We start from the raw sequence: 20,336 nt of genomic DNA, 5'->3' as shown, positions 1-20,336 counted from the left end.
CCGCCCTCCCGGCCGCGTCCGGCCGGGAGGGCGCTCAGCTCACCCGATGGTCGTCGAGGTGAGCACCGGGTTCGGGTCGGGGTAGCACGACGTCGGCGCCGAGATGTTGCCGAGGATGGTCGAGGCCACCGTCGTGAACGTCAGCCCGGGGTCGTCGAAGCTCGTCCCGTAGAGCCCGGACTCGATCACACCTGACGCCCCCGCCGTCAGGTGTGCCGTGATCGTCGGCAGCTCGAACGCCGAGCCGCCCGCGATCGGGCCGGGGAACGTGACGACCACGAGGCTGCCGTCCTGCGTCCACGTGGGCGTGCCACCCAGGTTGGTGCCACCGGTCAGGTCGACGCCGGTGAGTGTCGAGTTGGCCGGCACCGGCACCTTGAGCGTGAACGTGTTGACGTTCTTGACCGTGAAGCCCGAGACGTCGGACGGGACCGTGCTGGGTGCGGGGTCCACGACCACGTCGAGCGCGCCACCCGGGGCGACGGTGGCGGGTGCCGTCGCGTCGACGGTCTGGGTCAGGCTCGCCGCTTGCGGGCCGAGCGGTGTGTCGGCCTGGCAGGCGTAGTTGATGTCGGTGGCCGCGAGCGCGTTCGGCGCCGCGACCAGGGTCAACGCCGTGGCGGCGACTGCGGCCAATCCGGTTTTGAGCAAGGCGAAACTCATCGTCCTACCTTCGGAACCGTTGCAGGGACAGGGTTTCCGGTACCGGGTGGAACATCGCGACCAATCCCTCTCTACCGGCGGGTAGGTAGGACCGTCAACAATTACCGGTTACCGCTTGTACCCGGATGAGTGCGCTGCGCACTCGGTCTCCTGAACGGTTCTGGCAGGTCATCTCGGCCGGCGGCGGCCGGGTGTCACTGGGGGCGCAGGCTGTCGAGGAAGAATCCGGTCCTGCGGTCGTAGTCCGCGCGGGCCGGCTTCGGCATGGCCGCGAGCGCCAGCCCGTTGGCGATGTCGGCGTAGTAGAGGTCCGCGGCCGTGAAGTCGCGGCGGACCACTCCGGCCTCGTGGGCCCGGTGGAGCAGCTCGGTCGTCACGTCGGTCGCCTTGTTCGCGAGGGCGATGAGGTTCTTCGACTCGGGGTAGGCCATGCGCAGCGTGTCGGTGAAGGCCGGCTCGCGGTACTGCAGGTCGCGGCGGTCGCTCACGTAGGTCGCGATGCACTCCCACGGATCCGCCACCTGCTGTGCCCTCTCCATGATCGCGTACATCTCGGTGGCGACCAGTTCGCCGATCACCGCGTCGATCAGGCCGTCCCGGCCGCCGAAGCGGTTGTAGATGGTGGCCTTGCTGACCCCGGCGATCTTGGCGATCTCCTCGAGCGGGGTGGCGAGCCCGCGCCCGTGGAACGCGTCCAGGGCCGCGGCGCGGATCTGCGCGACGTTGCGGGTCGCGTCCGCGCGCAGCGCGGACTTCGAGGTGCCGGTCATGCCGCTCCGGAAGTTGACGGTGCCGTCAAGTTGACTATAGGGTCAAGTTGCTTGCTCGAGGGAGGAAAGCCATGTCGAAGTCCATTGCCGTGTTCGGCGCCGGTCCCGCGCTCGGCGCGTCCGTTGCCCGCCGCTACGCCAAGGAGGGCTACACCGTCGTGCTCGTCGCGCGCGACCGGGAGCGGCTCGACGAGCTGGCGGCCGAGCTCGGCGGCGCGCACGCCATCGCCGCCGACCTGAGCGACCTCGACGGCCTGCCGGCATTGGCCGGGCAGGTGCGCGACCTCGTCGGTGAGCTGGACACGCTCTACTACGGCGCTTGCTCCGGCGGGTTCACGCCCGCGACCGACCTGACGGCCGAGCGGCTCCGGGCCTTCCTGCCGCTCAGCGTCGATGCGCTCGTCGCCCTCGTGCACGAGTTCCTCCCGTCGATGCTGGACCGCCACGACGGTGCCATTCTCACCGCTCAGGGCGTCAGCGCCGTGCGGGGCATGCCGTACATCAGCGGGCCGGGCCCGGCGCTGGCCGCCCAGCGCAACTACCTGCAGTCCCTGCGGGCCGAGGTCGCGGGCCAAGGCGTCCACGTCGGCGGGCTCTACATCGGCGCGGCCATCGAGAAGAGCCCGTTCCACGCCGCGCACGTGGCGGCCAAGGCGGCGGGGGAGCCGGTGCCGGATCTGGCCATCGCCGACCCCGACGAGCTGGCTGAACTGGTGTGGACCATGCAGGCCACGCGGCGTCCGGAGGTCATCCACCCCGAAGGCCTGCTCGGCTGACCGGAACCGGTCACCACGCTGGCTTTCCCGCGTGATCGTTGGTGGTGTTGCGGCACAACCGAAAGCCAACGGAGGGGAACGTCATGTCGGGGTGGCGGAACAAGGCCGTGCGCCGGGCACCATGGGTGCTCGCCGCGGCGGCCGTGGTCGCGGGTGCCGTGGTGTGGGCACCGTCGGTCGGGGCGACGGTCGCACCTTCGCAGGCATGGGACGCGCGCCAGCCCGGCCCGGACGACCTCTTCACCGCGACGGACGGGTCCACGAACTACTTCCGGTCGCCGATCCCGGCGAACCCCGCGCTGGACCCGAACTCCGACGCGATCGTCGCGAGCATGGGCGACAACACACCGCGGCTCAACGGTCCACAGTGGCAGATCACCATCTACACCGCGAGCAACAGCGATCCGTTGTACCACCCCGAGTTCAGCGAGGACTGGGGCTGCTCGGTCGGCGACGGCATCCACATCCCGGACTACGCCACCCGCGAGGTGCCCTCGCCTGGTGACGAGTGGGTGGTCGTCTACAACAAGGACGACGGAACCGTGAAGTCGATCTGGGGTGCCAGCAAGGAATCGGGGCAGTGGAACGGTTCCTGCGGTGGTGTGTGGCCGGCCGCGAGCGGCGGCGGTGCCGATGCCAAGACCGAGGGCGTCGGCACCGGCGCGGAAGTGCAGGCAGGCACCGGGTTCATCCTCAACAGCGAGATCCAGTCCGGCGCGATCAACCACGCGCTGTACTTCACCTCGACCACCAGCTGCTCGACGTTCCGCGCACCGGCCGGGAAGTCCGATGGGGACGGTGGCGGGGCGAGCTGCGTGCCGATGGGCGCCCGGATCCAGCTCGACCCGTCGGTCGACTGCGCCGGGCTCCCGGGCGCGTCGGACGGCGAGAAGATGATCTGCGTGACCATGCAGCGCTACGGCGGCTACGTCCTGGACAGCGGCGGCCCCGGCCCGCTCAGCGGCATCGGCGTGGCGGGCGACGACCTGACCGACCCGGACCGCGCGCCGTGGCAGACGCCGGGCAACGGCATGCGCGACGGCGGCATCCTCGACCTGGCCGGCCTCGACGGTTCGACCGGTGCCCTCGCCGACATCCCGTGGGACAAGCTCCGGGTCCTCAACACCTGGAACGGCCAGTGACCTGAGCCCTACGCTGCTGCGGTGGCGCAAGCGCAGGAGCGGCTGGTCATCCGGTACCGGAACCGGCTGCTGGGACTGGGTGAGACCTACGAGGCCAACCTGCCCGTCTTCGCGCTGATGTCCGCGGTGCTCGCTATCCCGGTGACCGGGTTGGTCCGGGTCGTCCAGATGTTCACCGTCACCGGTTCCCGGCTCTGGCTCGGCGTTCTCGGGGTGCTGCCCGGGTTCGTGCTGGCGGTGGTGAGCCTGGTGGCGGTCATCTGGGCCTTCGGGTCGGCGAAGCAGGCCGGCGCCCGTGCCTACGGCGTCGGTCTGCTCGTCTCGGTCCTCGCGCCGGTCCTGGCCGTCGAGGCCACGGCCGGGATCGTCACCTTGCTGTGGCGCCACGGCGCGATCGTGGCCGCGCACGGCGCCGCTCCCGGACTCTGGGCGAGCGAGCGCTTCTTCCTCTGGCACACCTTGGACGCGATTCCGTTCCTGGAGATCGGCGATACTTTCGGCTGGGGCGAACCGACCGACCTGGCGGGCGGCGCGCCGAGCTGGATCGTCGTCGGTTTGAAGCTGCTCGTCCTGATCCCGTTGGCACGGCTGCTGGTGTCGGCCTTCTGGTGGCTGCGGGCCAAGGAAAGCCGCACCCCGGGCGACGAGTTCTGGCTGGACTCACCGGCCGGCTTCCTGATGCCCCTGCTCGGGGTGACGGCCGCGGCGTACGCCTTCCTGATCTGGCTCTGGCCATCGGATTCATGGCTCGCCCGGCTGCTCGACGACCTCGTCCCCGCCTCGGTCGACGTGGCCGGGCGGCACCTCCCGCTGGCCTGGGTCACGCCGTCGGTGCAGTGGCTGGTGGGCGGCCTGCTGCTGATGTTCGGCGTGTTCCTGGGTATGAACCTGATCATCATGTTGTTCGCCCGGTTCGAGTCGGTCACCGCCATGGCGGCGGCCGTCCTCATGACGCTGCTCTGGATGCACATCGCCCTGATCATGACCGCGGCCGTGGTCATCCTGTTCGTGCGCGGCGGCATCGCGACGGCGACCCCGCCGTTGCCGCCCGACGCACCGCTCACCGCCGGGATCGGCGACCAGGTCTGGGGTTTCGTCAACGCGGTGCCGGGGCTCGACATCCCGAAGACCACGCATTGGACCCGGCACCACGCGTTCTCGGGCTGGCCGGTCGGCGTGCTCACGCTGGGGCTCCGCCTGTCCGTGGTCGTGGCCCTGCTCGGTCTGCTGTGGCTGCTCGGTCGCCTCGTCCGGTCTGGTCGAAATGAGGCTGCCGAACCCGATTAACGGCCATTCATGGTTGTGAACATTCAAGAATGCGAATGGTATTGATTCGCCATTGTCGGCGCGCGTAGCGTTTCGCGCATGCTGCTGCGCCGAGTGGTCTTGACCACCTTCGCCGTCCTCGGGCTGACCGCGTCCGCGGTCGCCCCCGCCGATGCCTGGCCGGGCGTCCCAGCGGTGCCGAACACCGTGGTGCTGGACGGGAAACAGTTGCTGCGCACCAAGGTCGCCGTGCTCACCGGTGACCCGACCGCGCGCCGCGCGCTGGGCAACCTGCTGACCCAGGCACGGGCCGACCTGACCGCGGGACCGTGGGCGGTCACGGACAAGACGTTGTTGCCGCCCAGCGGGGACAAGCACGACTATTTGAGCTTGGCACCCTATTGGTGGGGTACTTCGCCGGTCACCGACGACAATCCGTACGGCTGCCCGTACGTGCAACGCGACGGCCAGCGAAACCCATTGGTCGACAGCATTCCCGACCACGCCGCCCGCGGTGCGGCGTTCGGCGCGATCTACCGGCTGACCCTCGCCTGGTACTACACCGGCGACCCGCGCTACGCCGAGCGCGCGGCGCTCGACCTGCGCACGTGGTTCCTCGACCCGGCGACGAAGATGAACCCGAACATGAACTTCGCGCAGGGCATCCCGTGCAAAGTGGACGGTCGCGGGATCGGCATCATCGAGTTCTCCTACGCGTTCACCCAGGTCATCGACGCGACGTCCATCCTCGGCTCGGGCGCGCCAGGCTGGTCGCGGGCCGACCAGCAGGGCATGACCGACTGGTACCGGGCGTTCCTGGGCTGGTTGCGTGACAGCAAGAACGGCAAGGACGAGGCCGCCGCGGCCAACAACCACGGCAGCTTCTACGACATGATGACCGCCGCCCTCGCCCTGGGCACCGGCGATCGCGAGCTGGCGGCCGCGATCGTGCGCGGCACCGAGACCAAGCGGATCAACGTGCAGATCCGCGCGGACGGGTACCAGCCGCTGGAGAGCACGTGGACCCGGAGCTGGCACTACTTCACGTTCAACCTCGTGGCGCTGACCCGGCTCGCGCAGATCGGCGAGCACGTGCACGTGGACCTGTGGCACTACGTCAACCCGTCCGGCGCCGGTCTGTTCACCGCGGCCGACTACCTGATTCCCGGGGCCACCCAAGGACAATCGGTGTGGCCGGACCCGGAGCTGGACTTCCGCCAGTACGCGGCCCTCGACGTCCTGCACGCCGCCGCCGACGCGGGCGACGCCAAGGCGCGGGCGGCCCTGCCCGACGTCCCGGTGGAGCCCGGCGGTGACCTCTACCCGGTGCGGCCCGCGGCCGAGCAATTGGACGACATCGCTACGACGTCGTGAGCGAGCCGGCGAACCGGCGGCGGTAGTCCGACGGGCTGAGCCCCGTGTGCTTGCGCAGCTGGATCCGCAGGTTCGCGGCCGTGCCGAAGCCGCTGGCCCGGGCCACCCGGTCGAGTTGGCGCTCGCCGCGTTCGAGCAGGCGGCAGGCGAGCGTCACGCGTTCGGCGGTGAGCCAGGCCAGCGGCGTCGTGCCGAGCTCGGCGCGGAACCGGCGGTGCAGCGTGGCTTGGCTCGTGGCGGCACGATCGGCCAGGTCGGCGACGGTCAGCTGGTGACCGAGCCGCTCGCGGGCCCACTCGAGCACCGGCGCGAGCGACGTGTCGGGCACGGCGGGCACCGGGCGCTCGACGAACTGGCGCTGCCCGCCGTCACGGCGGCCGGTGAAGACCAGGCGACGGCTGACCGCGTTCGCGATCTCGGCGCCGTGGTCGCGCTGGATCAGGTGCAGGCCGAGGTCGAGCGCGGCGGCGCTGCCCGCGGCGGTGAGCACCGGGCCGTCGTCCACGAACAGCACGTCGGGTTCCAGCGTGACCTGCGGAAACCGGGCCGTGAACTCGTCCGCCCAGCGCCAGTGCGTTGTCGCCCGCCTGCCGTCGAGGACGCCCGCCTCGGCGAGGGCGAAGGCACCGGTGCAGAAGCTCACCAGCCGGGCACCGCGGGCGGCGGCGCGGGTGATGGCCGCGAGCACCGCGGGCGACGGCGGGTGCTGCGGATCCGGCCGGTTGGGCACGATGAGCGTGTCCGCGGCGTCGGCCACGGCGAGCCCGGCGACGCCGGTCATGGTGAACATCCCCAGGTGCATCCGCACGCTCGGCCGCGGCGCGCAGACCGTGAACTCGTACCAGGGGCGCCCGAGTTCGGGGCGGCGCAGCCCGAACAGCTCGGTCGCGACGCTCAGCTCGAACGGGTTCGAGCCCTCGTCGACGATCACCGCGACCCGGTGCGAGGATTCTTGCGACATGTGCGATTCCTAGCACTCACGGTCGCCGCCGGCCAGCCCCGATGATCGACCGCATGAGCACCCAGCCCATCAGCCTCGACGACGCGTTCGCGCGGTTCACCGACATCTGGAGCCCGCGCATCGTCGCCACGATCAACGACTACGACGTGCGCCTGGCCCGGTTCGCGGGCGAGCACGTGTGGCACGTGCACGAGAACACCGACGAGTTCTTCCTCGTGGTGGACGGCGAGATCGACATCGCCCTGCGCGAGGACGGCGACGAGCGCGTGGTCACCGTGCCGCGCGGCGCGGTGTTCGTGGTGCCGCGCGGGACGTTCCACAAACCGTCCGCAAAGGACGGAGCATTGGTCCTGCTGGTCGAGCCGAGCGGCACGCTGACCGTCGGCGACACGCACGACGAGGTGCCCGACCACGTCGACGTGACCACCGGGCACGCCCTGTGAACTTCGACGACCTGACCACGGCCCACGTGGCCGACGGCTGCCTCCGCGCGGGGGTTGCGGTCCGGTGTGCCGCGCTGACCCCGGTCGTCGCCGGCAGCCGGGTCGCCGGACGTGTCGTGCCGGCTCGGCACGCGGGCAGCGTCGACGTGTTCCTCGAAGCCCTGCACGGTGCGTCGCCCGGCGACGTGCTGGTGGTCGACAACGGCGGGCGGCTCGACGAGGCCTGCGTGGGCGACCTCGTGGTGCTGGAGGCCCTCGACGCCGGGCTTGCCGGGGTCGTCATCTGGGGGCGGCACCGCGACACCGCCGACATCCGCGCGATCGGGTTGCCGGTGTTCAGCACGGGCCCGCTCCCGACCGGACCGCTGCGCCTCGACCCGCGCCCGCCCGACGCGCTCACGCTGGCTCAGGTGGGGGAGTGGACGGTCACCCCGGACGACGTGGTCTTCGGCGACGACGACGGCGTGATCTTCGTGCCGGCGCAACGGGTCGACGAGGTCCTGGCCTTCGCGGCGTCCATCAGGGACACCGAACGCCGCCAAGCGGCTCGCATCCGTGGGGGCGAGTCGCTGCGCGCGCAGGTGCGGTTCGACGAGTTCCTCGCCGCGCGCCCGGCGGTGACGTTCCGGGAGCACCTGCGGAAGGTGGGCGGCGCCATTGAGGAATGAGTTTCTGACCGTGGCGCGCTCAGCACTGGCCCTGCTGCGCGACCCGGCCGTGACCACGGCGTGGGCCGGACCGAGCGCGTTGCCCGAGTTCAGCGTCGGCGGGCTGGCCGGGCACCTCGCCTACCAGGTGCTGTCGCTGCCCGAGGCGTTGGCGGCGCCGGTGCCCACGGAGCCCGTGGTGCCGGTCCTGGAGCACTACGCCCGCGTGGCCTGGATCGGCGCCGACCGCGACGCCGAGATCAACGTCCGCATCCGCGACGGCGGCGAGTCGTTGGCCGCCAACGGTCCTTCGGACCTGGCCGACCGGCTGGCGACGGCGATCGGTGCGCTGGCCCGGCTGCTCGCCGAGACCGACCGCCCGGTGCGGATCCCGCTGTGGGGACCGTGGTCGCTGACCCTCGACGACATGCTGCTGACCCGCCTGATGGAACTGGCCGTCCACGCTGACGACCTGGCGGTGAGCGTCGGGGTGCCGACCCCACCGCTGCCGCCCGCCGTGCAGGAGGCGGTGGTGGACCTGTTGTCCCGCTTGGCAATGCGCCGCCACGGCGCGGTGGCGGTCGTGCGAGCGTTGGCCCGCGCCGAACGAGCTCCGGCGACGATCGCCGCGTTCTAGTCCGGTCGGCGGCCGGGCTTGGGCGGGCGAGCGGAATGTCAACGCTTCCCGCTTCCCGCGCTCGAGTGTGAGACACACCCGACGTGAATGGTGGGACACACCCGCTCCGACGGTGGGACACACCCCGCGCGAACGTGGGACACGCCTACGCGCCGCGCTCCCGGTGCCGAGGCCGCTGCGTGTTAAGCCAACCGGACGCTCATCGCGGCCGCGATCCGGGTGAGGGCCTTCGTGGCGGTCTGCCGGGTCGCGGGGGTCAGGCGGGCCAAGGGGATCGCCACGCTGACCGCCGCCCGTGGCTCGCCCGCGGGCGAGCGCACGACGGCGCCGAACGAGCCGAAGCCTTGGTCGTCGGCGTCCTCGTTGGTGGCGTGGGCGTAGCCGTGCCGCCGGACGGTGGCCACCGCGCGGTCCAGGTCGGCGTCGGGGAACAACTCGTACCGCCGGTCCGCGGGAAGTTCGGCGAGCCATGCGATCCCGGCCGCGGTCTGGTGGGCGGGCAGCCGCTGGCCGGTCCGTCCCGCCACGCGCAACGACCTGGTGCTCTCGACGCTGTCGACGAACACCACCTCGGTGCCTCGCAACACCGCGAGCCCCACGGTCTCGTCGGTCTCGCGAGCCAGTTCTTCGAGCGCCGGACGCAGGATCGTGCGCAGGTCGGCTACCGCCGCGGCCAGGGTCAGGCAGGTGCCGCCGAGCCGGTAGCCGCCGCCGGGCTCGCGGTAGAGGTAGCCGCGCGCGGTCAGGGTGGCGACGAGACGGTGCGCGATGGTCCGGTGCACACCCAGGGCCGCGGCGGCCTCGGCGACGGTGACCGGGCCGGAGGTCATCGCGATGAACTCGAGCAGCTGCAGGCCCCGGTCGAGGGTTTGCGCGCCAGGCTGGGTGCTCTGGGGCAACGTCGGCATGCGAGCCAAGTTAGCACCGCCACGTGCGATAATCGCACCGGTCGACCGCCACGTTTCGACCGCGGGTGAGCGGGAACACAACAGGTATGACTTTGGCACAGGCAGGACGGGTCATCCTCCCGGTGCTCGATGGGTTGGACTACCCCGCACAACGCTGGCAGATCCTGGTCCAGGCCGAGCTCTACGGCGCCGCGACCACGACCAAGGACACGCTCAGGCGGCTGCCGCCCCGCACCTATGCGGATACCGGCGACGTGACCAGGGTGCTTGCCGCGCTCTGAGCGGCGGATGCGCGGGCGGTATGCCGACCGGTCGGCGGCGGGCGAGGCGCTCGCCGCGCTGACGGCCGTCCAGACGTGGCACCGGCCGGTCGTGGTCGGCGTCGCCCGCGGTGGCGTGCCGGTCGCGTTGCCGGTGGCCCTGCGGTTGGGCGCGCCGCTCGACGTCGTGGTGGCCAGGAAGATCGGGGCGCCGGGACGGCCCGAGTTCGGCGTCGGCGCGGTGTGCGCGAGCGGGCCGCCGTTCTTCGACGACAGCGCCCTGGCTTCCCTCGGTTTGGTGCCCGCCCACCTGGCGTCCTCGGTCGAGGCGGAGCGGGCCGAGGCGGTGCGGCGCGAGCAGCGGTACCGCGCCGGGCGGGTGGCCGTGGCCGAGCGCGACGTGATCCTGGTGGACGACGGGCTGGCCACCGGCGTGACGGCCGTCGCGGCCCTCCAGCGGTTGCGCGCCCGACGCCCTCGGCGGCTGGTCTTCGCGGCTCCCGTGTGCGCGCCGATGGGGGTGGAAACGGTCGCCGCCCACGCGGACGTGGTGATCTGCGTGCGCTCGCCGGCCCGGTTCGCCGCGGTGGGCGAGTGGTACGCGAACTTCCGGCAGACCACCGACGACGAGGTGATCGCGGCACTGGATTCGGCGACGGGGTGAGGCGTGTGCGTCCAAGAATCCTGGTGACCAATGACGACGGCATCGACTCGCCGGGCCTGCATGCGCTGGCGCGCTGCGCCCTGCCGTTCGGCGACGTGCTGGTCGCCGCGCCGGCGACGGAGGTCAGCGGCACCGGCGCGGGGCTGATGGCGGCGACCGACCACCGCGAGGTGGCCGTCGAACGTCGCGCGGTGCCGGGAGCCGGTTACGGCTATGCGGTGGCCGCCCATCCCGGCCTGATCGCGTTGATCGCCTGCCACGACGGGTTCGGGCCGCGCCCGCACGTGGTGCTGTCGGGCGTGAACCGCGGCGGCAACGTGGGCCGCGGCGTGCTGCACTCGGGCACGGTCGGCGCCGCGCTGACCGCGGGCATCAACGGCGCCAGGGCGCTCGCGATGTCGGTGGACCTCCCGCTCGACTACCCGGGCGAGGTGCACTGGTCTGCCGCCACGGCCGTGGTCGCCGACGTGCTGCCGCTCATGCTCGACGCCGACCCCGGCACCACCTTCAACCTCAACGTGCCGAACGCCCCCACGCCGGGCGACCTGCGCTGGGCAACGCTCGCGACCTCCGGGCGCGTGCAGAGCAGCGTCACGTCCTTGCGTGAGGGCAAAATCGCGGTGCGGAGCGTGGTCGTGGACGGCGAACTCGAACCAGGCACCGACGCGGCCCTGCTCGCGCAGGGGTACTCGACGATCACACCGCTGCGGTCGGTGGCCGAGGCGCCTGAGCTCTTTCCGGTGCGCTCGACGAGCTAATGCGCCGGCGCTGATTCGCTGGGCTGACTGGTTCCAGTGCACATGTTGGGTCGCTGCTGACGGGGTCGGTGGTTGCTTGTCGGGGGTGGTGCTGGAAGTTGGTGCCCTCGACTGAAGGCGGCTGCCGTGGGGAGGTGGCTGGGACCGGATGACTGATGTTGGTTGACAGGTCGTTCCCGGTTGCTCTCGTGTGGGTGTTGCTGCCGCGGGTGTTCGCCGCCGGTGGTTGGGTTGGTCCCGGGGGTGGTGGCGGCGAACACCCTTGCCACCGGTGCCCGCTGGTTGCGTGGCGTGGGTGGCCCGGTTGAGGGGTTGCGTTGCGAGGGCAGGCTGCGGTTCGCCGGTGGTCCCGGCGGTGGCTGAGTTACAGGATTTACGCGGCGTGTTGCAGCCAGGGCGGTGGGGTGAGCGGGCGCGGTGGTTGCTCTCGCGGTGGAGTTGCGTGCGTCGTTGGTGGCTGGGACTGGGTGACTGATGTTGGTTGAGTGATCGTTCGCGGTTGCTCTCGTGTGGGTGTTGCTGCCGCGGGTGTTCGCCGCCGGTGGTTGGGTTGGTCTCGGGGTTGGTGGCGGCGAACACCCTTGCCACCGGTGGCCGGTGGTTGCGTGGCGTGGGTGGTCGGGTTGATGGGTTGCGTTGCGAGGGCAGCCGGCGGCTACTGGGGTGGTTCCGGCGGTGGCTGAGTTACAGGAATTTACGCGGTGCGTTGCAACCAGGGTGGTGGGGTGAACACCGGCAGCCCGTTATCCATATGCACCGTCCATTCGGTGTGATGCAGTAGCCGGTGATGATATGGGCAAACCAACACTAGATTGTCGAGTGTGGTTAGCCCACCGTCGGCCCAATGTTGGATGTGGTGGGCGTGACATTGGTGTGGTGTTCGCGCACAACCCGGGGCGGCGCAGCCTTGGTCTCGGATGGCGAGGGCTCTGCGCAATCGTTTGTCGGCCAGGCGGCGGGTTTCCCCGATATCCAGTGGCCGGGATTGGCCGCCGAGGACGACCGGGATGATTTTCCCCTCGCACGCCACGCGGCGGGCCTGCTCCGGAGTCAGGGTGCGGGCGTCGTCGAGGATGGCGCGACCGATGCGGGTCTGCAGGGTCTCCAAGGAGACCGTCACCGCGATGTGCGGGCGTTCGCCACCCTCTGCTGGGGCGTGGCCGGAGTCGGCGGCGAAGCCGATGATCTCGGCCAGGGCGTCACCCTGCCGCTCGCTCAAAGTCCGGTCATCCCCAGTCTGCGGCTTGGCCAACGGGGACAGCAGGCTGCGGAGCACGCTCGCGTCCTCCCCGCCGAAACGGAACTGGCCTGACAGCGACCCGTCGCGGTGTTCGTAGAGGTCCAGCGTGTTCTGCGCATCCACCACCATTCGTTCGATGGGTTTGCGACCGTCGGGGTTGAGGGCGTCGACGATGCGCTCGCCCAGGCGGATGAGCTGGGTCGGGTTGAACTTCCGCGCCAGCCCGGTCATGTCTGCCTCGACCTGCTCGGCGTGCTCGACCGGGACCGACTCCACTGTGGTGGCGATCTTGTCGACATGCGCGCCGGAGATCTCTCCCGCGGCCATCGCTGCTCGCGCGGAAGGCAGTCGGGGCGGGATGGGCTGTCCGGTGATCCCGATCTTTGGACACAGCAACTCGACGTGGTGTTCGAGGCGTTTGGCCTCCTGGGCGGTGACGTGCAGGACGTCTTGCAGGAACCGCCACAACTGGGGGTACCCGGACTCTTTCCATTCGATCTGGGAAATGTCGTCGAGCAGCTTCAACTCCAGTTGCCGCATTTGCGCGACGGTCGAGTTAAGCTCCCCCAGCTCCATACCCCGATCATACCACGCCATTCGAACTAATGGTCTAACACGAACGAGGGAACAATCGCCGGAATATTCCATCTTCGACGCAACCCGGCCACCTCCGGGGCCACCCAACAAACGGCAGGGAACAACGCAACGCAACCATTCAAACCGGCCACCCGCGCAACGCCAACCGCCGGCATCGTGGGCAAGGGTGTTCGCCGCCCCGCCCCGAGGTCAACCCGGCCACCTGGCGGCGAACACTCGCGGCAGCCGCTCCTAATCGAGAACCAATCGAGAGCCCCGCAAAGAGCCGAATACTCCGCCGCTAACCGGGTATTCCTCTGCATGTGCGGATCGTCGTCACCGGTGCGACCGGCAACGCGGGCAGCGCGCTGGTGCGTGCTTTCCGCGGCAGTGGCGTCGAGGTCGTCGGGCTCGCGCGGCGCTTGCCCGAAACCAGTGGGGCGCCGTTCGACGAGGCGGACTGGGTGGCGTGTGACCTGCTGGCCGACGACGCCGACCGGGTGCTCAGGTCCGTGTTGCATGGGGCAGACGCCGTGGTGCACCTGGCGTGGGCCGTGCAGCCGGGCCGGGACGACCAGCCGATGCGCCGAGCCAACCGGGTGGGCACCTCGCGGGTTCTGCGTGCGGTTGCCGCCGCTGGCGTGCCGCACCTGGTGTGTTGCTCGTCGGTGGCGGCTTACGCACCGGCGGGCAACCGCGCCGTGGACGAACGGTGGCCGTGCGAAGGGATTCCAGGCAGCAACTACAGCGAGGACAAGGTGTGGCTGGAGCGCACCCTGGCCGGGTTCGCGCCGTCGGGCACGTCGGTGGCGGTCGTGCGCCCCGGCACGATCCTGCAACCGGCCGCGGCCGGGGAGTTCGGCCGGTGGCTGCTGGGGCCGGTGCTGACCCGGGTGCTGCGCCGCCGGTGGCCGGTTCCGTTGCCGTTCTGGGCCGGGCTGCGCGGCCAGGTCGTCCACGCCGACGACCTCGCGGCCGCGTTCCGGTCCATCGTGGACAGACGGGCGACCGGCGCGTTCAACATCGCGGCGGCGCCGGTGCTCACGGCCCCCGACGTCGCCGAGGCGTTCGGCGCGGTCCCGCTGCAGCTGCCCAAGCGGGTGGTGACCACGGCCGCGCGCGCCTCGGGCCGGCTCGGGCTGCACCGCCTGCACCCCGGCTGGCTGGCCGTCGCCGATCAGGTGGTGCTGATGGACACCCGCCGCGCCCGCTCCACATTGGACTGGCGGCCCCGGCACGACGCGATCGCCGCGCTCCGGTCGGTGGTCGACGGCCTGGTCCGCGGGTCCGGTCAGGCCACCGCGCCGTTGGCTGCCTGACATGCGGGTCGCGGTCGCGGGTGCCTCGGGGTTCATCGGGCGACGGCTGTGCGCCGCGCTGGCGGAGCAGGGCCACACGGTGTGCGCCCTGACCCGCAGGCCGGATCGGTATGCGGGTGCGGGCGAACCGGTCGCGGCGGACGTCCGCGATCCCGGCTCGCTCGTCGATGCCTTGCGTGGCGCCGAAGCCGCGTACTACCTGGTGCACTCGTTGGACCAACCGGCTTTCGCGCGGCTCGACGCCGAGGCTGCCCGCAACTTCGCGCTGACGGCAGGCGATGTGCGGTTGCCGCAGATCATCTACCTCGGCGGCCTCGGCGACGGCAAGGACTTGTCGACGCACGTGCGCTCCCGGCACCAGGTCGAGCACCGCCTGGCGGCGACGGGTGTCCCGGTCACGGCGCTGCGCGCGGCTGTCGTCGTCGGGCACGGCGGGACCGCGTGGGAGATGACCCGGCAACTGGTCGAGCACCTGCCGGTCATGCTCACGCCGCCGTGGGTGCGCACCCGCACGCAACCCATCGCCGCCGCCGATGCGATTCGCTACCTCACCGGCGTCCTCGGGAATCAGTGTGCGTTCGACCGCACGCTCGAGATCGGCGGTACCGAAGTCCTCGAGTACGGCGACATGCTGCGCCGGCTGGCCGCGATCCAGGGCCGGTCACTGCGGCTCGTCCCGGCGCCGGTGTTCCACTCGCGCCTGGCCGCGCTGGGGCTCGCGCTCGTCACCGACATCGACCTCAGAACCGCCCGCGCCCTGATCGGCTCGATGGCCAACGAGGCAGTGGTCGAAGACGACAGCGCCCGCTCGTTGGTCCCGTTCACTCCCATGGACTACGACGAGGCCGCATTGGCGGCCCTGAGCGAGCGGGCCGCCGCGTTGCGGACGTAAGCCGCCCGATCAGGCGAGGTCAACCACCGTCGCGGGGAAGCTCGTCAGCACGCACGAGCGCGTGCACCAGGCCGCGTTCGGATCGTCGCTCATCGGTCAGTTCGTCGACGATCACACTGCAGCCGACCAACCGCGCACCGCACTCGGCGACCAATGCGTGCACCGCCTGAACTTGGCTGCCGGTCTGGATCCAGTCGTCCACCAGGACAACTCGATCGCCTGGGGTCAGCGAGGCGCGTTGCAGCCGAAGGGTGTTCACCACGCCGCGGTAATCCGGCGCGGTCGCACGCGTCGCCTTCGCGCCGGGGAACAAGCCGTTCGCCTTGCGGACAGGTACGAACCCGACGCCGAGTTCGACGGCGGCCGCGCCACCCAGGAGAAACCCGCGGGACTCGATTCCGCACACCGCCGCGATCCGCTCGCCGCGGAACGGATCCGCCAGCGCCTTGACCACGGCCCGCAGCGCGTCCGCGTCGCGGAAGATCGCCCACACGTCCGCATGACCATCGATCCACGCGAAGCGGTCCAGCACGATCTCGCGGGCTCGCACGCCCATCCGTTCTCCCTCAGACCATCGGCAACTCGCGCCGGCTGATCAGCGTGCCGCCAGGTCGGCCCGGTCGCAAGCGGTTTGCGTCGTCGTGAGGCGCTCGACCGAATCTTGACATGAGATATCCAGGTTCCCTACGTTTGCGCCGGAGGGTTCGAGTGGGAGGAAGGAAACCTAGATGTCGGAGATCCTGATCGTTGGCGGCGGGTTCGCAGGGGTGTGGAGCGCGGCGAGCGCGGCCAAGCTCCGCGCGCAGCACGGACTGTCCGAAACGGACCTGCGGATCACCCTGATCAGCGCCGGTGACGACCTGGTCATGCGGCCACGGCTCTACGAGGCCGATCCCGACCGGATGCGGGTCCCGTTGGACCGGGTGCTCGGGCCGATCGGCGTGCGGCGCGTCGCGGGCACCGTGACCGGCATCGACACCGCGGCGCGGACCGTCACGACGATCGGCCGCGACGGCACGCCGGCCCAGCTGACTTACGACCGGCTGGTGCTCGCCTCGGGCAGCCAGGTCGTCCGCCCGACGCTCCCCGGCGCCGAGCACGTCTTCGACATCGACACGTTGACCGGGGCGGCCGCGCTCGACGCGCACCTGCGCCGCCTCCCGGACCGGCCGGCCGGGCCGGGCCGGTTCACCGCGGTCGTCGTGGGCGCCGGGTTCACCGGGTTGGAGATCGCGACCGAGCTGGTCGGGCGGCTGCCCGCCGAGGGCAAGGTCGTGCTGGTGGAACGGATGGACGCCATCGGACCCGAGCTCGGCGCGGGACCACGCCCGGCCATCGCGAAGGCCCTGGCCGACCTCGGCGTCGAGGTCCGGCTCGCGACGAGCGTGGACGAGGTCGCGGGCGACGAGGTCCGGCTCTCGGACGGGTCGGTCGTCCCGGCCGCGACCGTGGTGTGGACGGCAGGCATGGCCGCGAGCCCGCTCACCGCGTTCATCCCGGCGGCCAGGGACCGGCTCGGCCGGCTCGACGTCGACGAATACCTTCGGGTGCGCGGCGCCCCCGAGGTGTATGCCGCGGGGGACACCGCGGCGGCGCTGTCGCCCGACGAGGGCCGGATCGTCCTGCAGAGCTGCCAGCACGCGTCGCCGCAAGGCAAGTTCGCCGGGCACAACGTGGCCGCCGACCTGCTCGGCGCGGAGCAGGTCCCCTTCCAGCCGGTGCCCTATGTCACCTGCTTGTCGCTGGGTCCGGCGGGCGCGGTCGTCACCTCGGGCTGGGACCGCGAGGTGCGGATGACCGGACCCGCGGCCAAGCACCTCAAGAACACGATCAACACGGAGTGGATCTACCCGCCCGTCGACGACGCCGCCGCGTTGTTCGCCGTGGCGGGCCCGCGAGCGACCAGGCCGGAGTACACCCCGCCGGCGACCCTCGTGGCCGGCTGAGCGCTTTGACACCACAGATCCTGGATGTCTAGCATCCTGGTTCATGCGGATGAACCAGGGTGTCGAGTGGGCGGTGCACGTGCTCCTCGCGCTGGCCTGGCTGGACGACGGCGAGCCCGTGTCCACCGCCCGCTTCGCGGCCAGTTACGAGCTGCCGCAGGCGTACCTGAACAAGCAGCTGCAGGCGCTCGTGCGAGCCGGCCTGCTCGAGTCCGTGCCCGGTGCACGTGGCGGGTTCCGGCTGGCCCGGCCCCCCGAGAAGATCACGCTGATGGACGTGGTCATGGCCATCGAGGGGCCAGAGCCCGCCTTCCAGTGCACGGAGATCCGTCGCCGGGGCATGGGCGCGGACGCGCCGGAGAGCCAGTTCCGCGTCGCCTGCGCGGTGAACACGTCCATGCAGCGCGCGGAACTGGCGTGGCGCAAGTCCCTCGCGTCGCAGACGATCGCCGACGTGCGGACGGAGGCGGAACTGCACGCCCCCGCCGTCGCCGGCATGACCCGCCGCGCCTACGGCCGCGACTGACCTACGCGGGTTCGGGCAGCCGCATCGCCGCGAGCTCGGCCGGGTCGACGAAGATCTCGATCGCCGTGATGCGGTCGCCGGTGACGGTGAACGCGATGAGCGACTGCGGGGTGCCGTCCGCACGCCAGGCCAGGACGCCAAGCCGGTCGCCGACCAGCACACGAAGCTGGCGGGCCGACGCCTCGCGGTAGCTCTTCGCGCCCGCGGCGACCTCGGTGGCGCCGAGGGTCACGACCACGCCGTCCGGGGCGTGGACCGTGCGCTTCACGTTCGGGTCGAGCACGCTCAGCAGCGCCTCGAAGTCGCCGGCGTGGGCGGCCTTGCGGAACGCGTCGACCACCGAGCGCTGCTCCCGCCCGATGCTCGCCGGCCGGTCGGTCTGCTGGACCTTGCGGCGGGCGCGGCTCGCGAGCATCTTCGTCGCGTCGGTGGACTTGCCGAGGATCTGGCCGATCTCCTGGAACGGCACCGCGAACATGTCGTGCAGCACGAACGCCAGGCGCTCGCTGGGCGCCAGCGAATCGAGCACGACGACGAGCGCCAGCCCCACCGAGTCGGCGAGCGCCGCGGTCTCGTCCGGCGCGGGACCCTCGTCCGCGGTCACCACGAGTTCGGGCTTGGCGTCGTAGGACGCCTCGGGATGGACCTGGCGGGAGCGCAGGACGTCCAGGCTGATCCGGCCGACCACCGTGGTCAGCCAGCCGGCCAGGTTGTCGATGGCCGCGGTGTCCTGGCGGGCGAGGCGCAGCCAGGCCTCCTGGACCACGTCCTCCGCGTCGGCGTGCGAGCCGAGCATCCGGTACGCGACCGCGCGCAGCCGGTCGCGCTGGGCCTCGAACGCCTGGGCCACCAGGTCCGTCCCGTCGGCCATCGTCACGGCCTCCGCTGCTCGCGCAGGGAGATCCGGTTGCCGTCCGGATCCACCGCCTCGATGCGCAGCCCGAACGGGTACTCCTGCACCTCGGGCTCGTCGAAGGTCACACCTCGTTCGCGGAACACCTCCACATCTTTGCGCAGGTCCGCCGACCCGAGGATCAGCGGACCCGGCACCGGGCCGGCTCCCGCGCCGCGCTGGGCCGGCGCTCCGGCGCTCGCCGGGTCGGACCACAGCAGGATGTCGACCGGGCTGTCGGGGATGCCGACGGTCAGGAACCGCCCGTCCTGCCCCTCGACGTCGATCCGCTTCTCCAGGCCGAGGCCCTCTTCGTAGAACTTCAGCGCGCGGTCCTGGTCGGTGACGTAGACCGTGACGAACAAGACGCTGTTCAACATGGTGACTCCCTGCTTCGCCTCATCGGTTGTGTCCGTGTGACGAGCAGGGGCGCGAGAAGGTAACAGTGGTCGGTCGCGGGGCTCGCTCCACACCTCGCAGGCGTTGCGCAAGCACTTGCAGAGCGCTCGATCCACAGGTGGTCTGGACCGGTCATATCCCTTGCAAGCCCTTCCAACCAGGTATCGTCACGAGGGAGGAAGGGACCGGTATGGCACAAGCATCGACCGCGCGGCTCGCCGACATCGCGGCCCAGGCCGGGGTCAGCGAGGCCACGGTGAGCCGGGTCCTCAACGGCAAGCCGGGTGTGTCGATGCGCACCCGGCAGAGCGTGCTCACCGCCCTGGATCTGCTCGGGTACGAGCGGCCGGTCCGGTTGCGGGCCCGCAGCGCCGGGCTCGTCGGGTTGATCACGCCGGAGCTCTCCAACCCGATCTTCCCGGCGTTCGCGCAGGTGGTCGAGCGTGTGCTGACCAGCCGCGGCTACACGCCGGTGTTGTGCACGCAGAGCGCCGGTGGGTCCACAGAGGACGAACTGACCGAGACGCTGGTCGACCGCGGCGTCAACGGGATCATCTACGTCTCCGGTCTGCACGCCGACACGACCGCGAGCATGGACCGCTACGTCACGCTCGCCGGGCGCGGCGTGCCGTTCGTGATGATCAACGGCTACACGCCGAAGGTTTCGGCGCCCTTCGTCTCCACCGACGACCGGGCGGCCATGCACCTCGCGGTCAAGCACCTCGTGGAGCTGGGGCACGAGCGGATCGGCCTTGCCGTGGGGCCACGCCGGTTCGTGCCGGTGGAGCGCAAGATCGACGGCTTCGTCGAGCAGATGCGCGCGCTGCTCGACGTGGACGCCGAGGACCTGGTGCGGCACTCACTGTTCACTGTGGAGGGTGGGCAGGCCGCGGCGACCGAACTGATCGACGACGGCTGCACCGCGGTCGTCTGCGGCAGCGACCTGATGGCGTTCGGCGCGATCCGTGCCGCGCGTGGCCGCGGGCTGCGGGTGCCCGCCGACGTGTCGGTGGTCGGCTTCGACGACTCGCCGCTGATCGTGTTCGCCGACCCACCGCTGACCACCGTCCGCCAGCCCGTCGAGGCGATGGGCCAGGCCGCGGTGAACGCCCTGATGGAGGCGCTGACCGGCAATCCGGCCCCGCACTCGGAATTCGTGTTCATGCCCGAACTCGTCGTCCGGGGCTCGACCGGCGCTCGTCGGCACTGAGACGTCATTGAGGCGGCACTGGGACGGCACTGATACCGCACTGATATGGCCCTGGCGGCGGTGCATG

The 20,336-nt window shown here is 71.1% G+C and carries 23 protein-coding genes; 15 read left to right on the top strand and 8 right to left on the bottom strand.

What is annotated here, in order from left to right; all coding sequences use genetic code 11:
• Nucleotides 1-39: 39 nt before the first annotated feature.
• Together EV186_RS13100 and EV186_RS13095 are read right to left on the bottom strand one after the other, a co-directional pair.
• Nucleotides 40-663: a cyclase gene (locus tag EV186_RS13100; RefSeq protein ID WP_133849495.1), complete on the bottom strand. Its 624-nt coding sequence runs from the start codon at nt 661-663 to the stop codon at nt 40-42.
• 194 nt (nt 664-857) lie between these two features.
• Nucleotides 858-1,433, bottom strand: coding sequence for a TetR/AcrR family transcriptional regulator (locus EV186_RS13095; protein ID WP_133849494.1), 576 nt, complete (start codon nt 1,431-1,433; stop codon nt 858-860).
• A gap of 71 nt (nt 1,434-1,504) precedes the next feature.
• Between EV186_RS13095 and EV186_RS13090 the strand changes: the two genes are divergently transcribed.
• From EV186_RS13090 to EV186_RS13075, 4 genes are all read left to right on the top strand, one after another.
• Nucleotides 1,505-2,209 carry an SDR family NAD(P)-dependent oxidoreductase gene (locus EV186_RS13090; protein WP_133849493.1) on the top strand — a complete coding sequence of 235 codons (705 nt, stop codon included), beginning with the start codon at nt 1,505-1,507 and terminating at the stop codon, nt 2,207-2,209.
• An 83-nt stretch (nt 2,210-2,292) separates the two neighbouring features.
• Nucleotides 2,293-3,351 carry a hypothetical protein gene (locus EV186_RS13085; RefSeq protein ID WP_133849492.1) on the top strand — a complete coding sequence of 353 codons (1,059 nt, stop codon included), beginning with the start codon at nt 2,293-2,295 and terminating at the stop codon, nt 3,349-3,351.
• A 21-nt stretch (nt 3,352-3,372) separates the two neighbouring features.
• The gene (locus EV186_RS13080) at nt 3,373-4,638 is read left to right on the top strand and encodes a hypothetical protein (RefSeq protein WP_133849491.1); all 1,266 of its coding nucleotides are present in this window, start codon (nt 3,373-3,375) and stop codon (nt 4,636-4,638) included.
• Between the two features lie 78 nt (nt 4,639-4,716).
• Complete coding sequence (locus tag EV186_RS13075; RefSeq protein ID WP_133849490.1) at nt 4,717-5,991, top strand: alginate lyase family protein; 1,275 nt, start codon at nt 4,717-4,719, stop codon at nt 5,989-5,991.
• On the opposite strand, the gene EV186_RS13070 is transcribed toward EV186_RS13075, so the two are convergent.
• A complete protein-coding gene (locus tag EV186_RS13070) occupies nt 5,978-6,952 on the bottom strand; it encodes a GlxA family transcriptional regulator (protein ID WP_133849489.1) in 975 nt (324 codons plus the stop codon). The two genes, EV186_RS13075 and EV186_RS13070, sit on opposite strands and share 14 nt — an antisense overlap.
• Nucleotides 6,953-7,005: 53 nt before the next feature.
• Between EV186_RS13070 and EV186_RS13065 the strand changes: the two genes are divergently transcribed.
• Genes EV186_RS13065 through EV186_RS13055 form a run of 3 tightly spaced genes read left to right on the top strand, consistent with a single transcriptional unit; the run spans nt 7,006 to nt 8,679 of the window.
• Entirely contained in the window at nt 7,006-7,395 is a 390-nt protein-coding gene (locus tag EV186_RS13065; RefSeq protein WP_133849488.1) for a cupin domain-containing protein, read from the top strand.
• The gene (locus EV186_RS13060; RefSeq protein ID WP_133849487.1) at nt 7,392-8,063 is read left to right on the top strand and encodes an RraA family protein; all 672 of its coding nucleotides are present in this window, start codon (nt 7,392-7,394) and stop codon (nt 8,061-8,063) included. The genes EV186_RS13065 and EV186_RS13060 overlap by 4 nt, the downstream gene beginning before the upstream one ends.
• Nucleotides 8,064-8,073: 10 nt before the next feature.
• Nucleotides 8,074-8,679, top strand: coding sequence for a maleylpyruvate isomerase N-terminal domain-containing protein (locus EV186_RS13055; protein WP_243754007.1), 606 nt, complete (start codon nt 8,074-8,076; stop codon nt 8,677-8,679).
• A 182-nt stretch (nt 8,680-8,861) separates the two neighbouring features.
• Here the strand turns inward: EV186_RS13055 and EV186_RS13050 are convergent, their stop codons facing one another.
• Nucleotides 8,862-9,587 (bottom strand): IclR family transcriptional regulator, encoded by a 726-nt coding sequence (locus EV186_RS13050; protein ID WP_133849485.1) that lies wholly within the window; start codon nt 9,585-9,587, stop codon nt 8,862-8,864.
• 122 nt (nt 9,588-9,709) lie between these two features.
• Between EV186_RS13050 and EV186_RS13045 the strand changes: the two genes are divergently transcribed.
• From EV186_RS13045 to surE, 3 genes are read left to right on the top strand one after another with little or no spacing between them, the layout of a single operon-like run.
• Nucleotides 9,710-9,868: a DUF2795 domain-containing protein gene (locus tag EV186_RS13045; RefSeq protein ID WP_243754006.1), complete on the top strand. Its 159-nt coding sequence runs from the start codon at nt 9,710-9,712 to the stop codon at nt 9,866-9,868.
• Nucleotides 9,869-9,875: 7 nt separating this feature from the next.
• Nucleotides 9,876-10,511 (top strand): phosphoribosyltransferase, encoded by a 636-nt coding sequence (locus EV186_RS13040; RefSeq protein WP_133849483.1) that lies wholly within the window; start codon nt 9,876-9,878, stop codon nt 10,509-10,511.
• A 5-nt stretch (nt 10,512-10,516) separates the two neighbouring features.
• Nucleotides 10,517-11,269: a 5'/3'-nucleotidase SurE gene (gene surE / locus EV186_RS13035; protein ID WP_133849482.1), complete on the top strand. Its 753-nt coding sequence runs from the start codon at nt 10,517-10,519 to the stop codon at nt 11,267-11,269.
• 694 nt (nt 11,270-11,963) lie between these two features.
• Here the strand turns inward: surE and EV186_RS13030 are convergent.
• Nucleotides 11,964-13,085 (bottom strand): HNH endonuclease signature motif containing protein, encoded by a 1,122-nt coding sequence (locus tag EV186_RS13030; protein WP_166659157.1) that lies wholly within the window; start codon nt 13,083-13,085, stop codon nt 11,964-11,966.
• Nucleotides 13,086-13,408: 323 nt separating this feature from the next.
• Between EV186_RS13030 and EV186_RS13025 the strand changes: the two genes are divergently transcribed.
• Nucleotides 13,409-14,404, top strand: coding sequence for an NAD-dependent epimerase/dehydratase family protein (locus EV186_RS13025; RefSeq protein WP_166659156.1), 996 nt, complete (start codon nt 13,409-13,411; stop codon nt 14,402-14,404).
• Nucleotide 14,405: 1 nt separating this feature from the next.
• Nucleotides 14,406-15,296, top strand: a complete 891-nt coding sequence (locus tag EV186_RS13020; RefSeq protein WP_133849479.1) for an NAD(P)H-binding protein — start codon at nt 14,406-14,408, stop codon at nt 15,294-15,296.
• A 19-nt stretch (nt 15,297-15,315) separates the two neighbouring features.
• On the opposite strand, the gene EV186_RS13015 is transcribed toward EV186_RS13020, so the two are convergent.
• Entirely contained in the window at nt 15,316-15,852 is a 537-nt protein-coding gene (locus EV186_RS13015; protein ID WP_133849478.1) for a phosphoribosyltransferase family protein, read from the bottom strand.
• A 172-nt stretch (nt 15,853-16,024) separates the two neighbouring features.
• Between EV186_RS13015 and EV186_RS13010 the strand changes: the two genes are divergently transcribed.
• Complete coding sequence (locus EV186_RS13010; protein ID WP_133849477.1) at nt 16,025-17,242, top strand: NAD(P)/FAD-dependent oxidoreductase; 1,218 nt, start codon at nt 16,025-16,027, stop codon at nt 17,240-17,242.
• 43 nt (nt 17,243-17,285) lie between these two features.
• Complete coding sequence (locus EV186_RS13005) at nt 17,286-17,768, top strand: RrF2 family transcriptional regulator (protein ID WP_133849476.1); 483 nt, start codon at nt 17,286-17,288, stop codon at nt 17,766-17,768.
• Between the two features lies 1 nt (nt 17,769).
• Here EV186_RS13005 and EV186_RS13000 read toward each other — a convergent pair whose 3' ends face one another.
• Entirely contained in the window at nt 17,770-18,639 is an 870-nt protein-coding gene (locus EV186_RS13000) for a sigma-70 family RNA polymerase sigma factor (RefSeq protein ID WP_133849475.1), read from the bottom strand.
• Between the two features lie 2 nt (nt 18,640-18,641).
• The gene (locus EV186_RS12995; RefSeq protein WP_133849474.1) at nt 18,642-19,040 is read right to left on the bottom strand and encodes a VOC family protein; all 399 of its coding nucleotides are present in this window, start codon (nt 19,038-19,040) and stop codon (nt 18,642-18,644) included.
• A 209-nt stretch (nt 19,041-19,249) separates the two neighbouring features.
• Here EV186_RS12995 and EV186_RS12990 point away from each other — a divergent pair, with 209 nt between their 5' ends.
• On the top strand, nt 19,250-20,269 hold the full coding sequence (locus EV186_RS12990; protein ID WP_133849473.1) for a LacI family DNA-binding transcriptional regulator: 1,020 nt from the start codon (nt 19,250-19,252) through the stop codon (nt 20,267-20,269).
• Nucleotides 20,270-20,336 lie beyond the last annotated feature (67 nt).

The sequence above is a fragment of the Labedaea rhizosphaerae genome, from assembly GCF_004362825.1.
Classification (GTDB): Bacteria; Actinomycetota; Actinomycetes; order Mycobacteriales; family Pseudonocardiaceae; genus Labedaea; species Labedaea rhizosphaerae.
The sequence above is the reverse complement of the archived record's forward strand: the minus strand, read 5'-3'. Positions and strand labels throughout refer to the sequence as shown.

Coding starts and splice junctions, on each gene's coding strand:
- EV186_RS13100 (WP_133849495.1), bottom strand. CDS start 663: ATGAGTTTCGCCTTGCTCAAAACCGGATTGGCCGCAGTCGCCGCCACG.
- EV186_RS13015 (WP_133849478.1), bottom strand. CDS start 15,852: ATGGGCGTGCGAGCCCGCGAGATCGTGCTGGACCGCTTCGCGTGGATC.
- EV186_RS13040 (WP_133849483.1), top strand. CDS start 9,876: ATGCGCGGGCGGTATGCCGACCGGTCGGCGGCGGGCGAGGCGCTCGCC.
- EV186_RS13085 (WP_133849492.1), top strand. CDS start 2,293: ATGTCGGGGTGGCGGAACAAGGCCGTGCGCCGGGCACCATGGGTGCTC.
- EV186_RS13075 (WP_133849490.1), top strand. CDS start 4,717: ATGCTGCTGCGCCGAGTGGTCTTGACCACCTTCGCCGTCCTCGGGCTG.
- EV186_RS13030 (WP_166659157.1), bottom strand. CDS start 13,085: ATGGAGCTGGGGGAGCTTAACTCGACCGTCGCGCAAATGCGGCAACTG.
- EV186_RS13090 (WP_133849493.1), top strand. CDS start 1,505: ATGTCGAAGTCCATTGCCGTGTTCGGCGCCGGTCCCGCGCTCGGCGCG.
- EV186_RS13065 (WP_133849488.1), top strand. CDS start 7,006: ATGAGCACCCAGCCCATCAGCCTCGACGACGCGTTCGCGCGGTTCACC.
- EV186_RS13070 (WP_133849489.1), bottom strand. CDS start 6,952: ATGTCGCAAGAATCCTCGCACCGGGTCGCGGTGATCGTCGACGAGGGC.
- EV186_RS13005 (WP_133849476.1), top strand. CDS start 17,286: ATGCGGATGAACCAGGGTGTCGAGTGGGCGGTGCACGTGCTCCTCGCG.
- EV186_RS13095 (WP_133849494.1), bottom strand. CDS start 1,433: ATGACCGGCACCTCGAAGTCCGCGCTGCGCGCGGACGCGACCCGCAAC.
- EV186_RS13050 (WP_133849485.1), bottom strand. CDS start 9,587: ATGCCGACGTTGCCCCAGAGCACCCAGCCTGGCGCGCAAACCCTCGAC.
- EV186_RS12990 (WP_133849473.1), top strand. CDS start 19,250: ATGGCACAAGCATCGACCGCGCGGCTCGCCGACATCGCGGCCCAGGCC.
- EV186_RS13020 (WP_133849479.1), top strand. CDS start 14,406: ATGCGGGTCGCGGTCGCGGGTGCCTCGGGGTTCATCGGGCGACGGCTG.
- EV186_RS12995 (WP_133849474.1), bottom strand. CDS start 19,040: ATGTTGAACAGCGTCTTGTTCGTCACGGTCTACGTCACCGACCAGGAC.
- EV186_RS13010 (WP_133849477.1), top strand. CDS start 16,025: ATGTCGGAGATCCTGATCGTTGGCGGCGGGTTCGCAGGGGTGTGGAGC.
- EV186_RS13000 (WP_133849475.1), bottom strand. CDS start 18,639: ATGGCCGACGGGACGGACCTGGTGGCCCAGGCGTTCGAGGCCCAGCGC.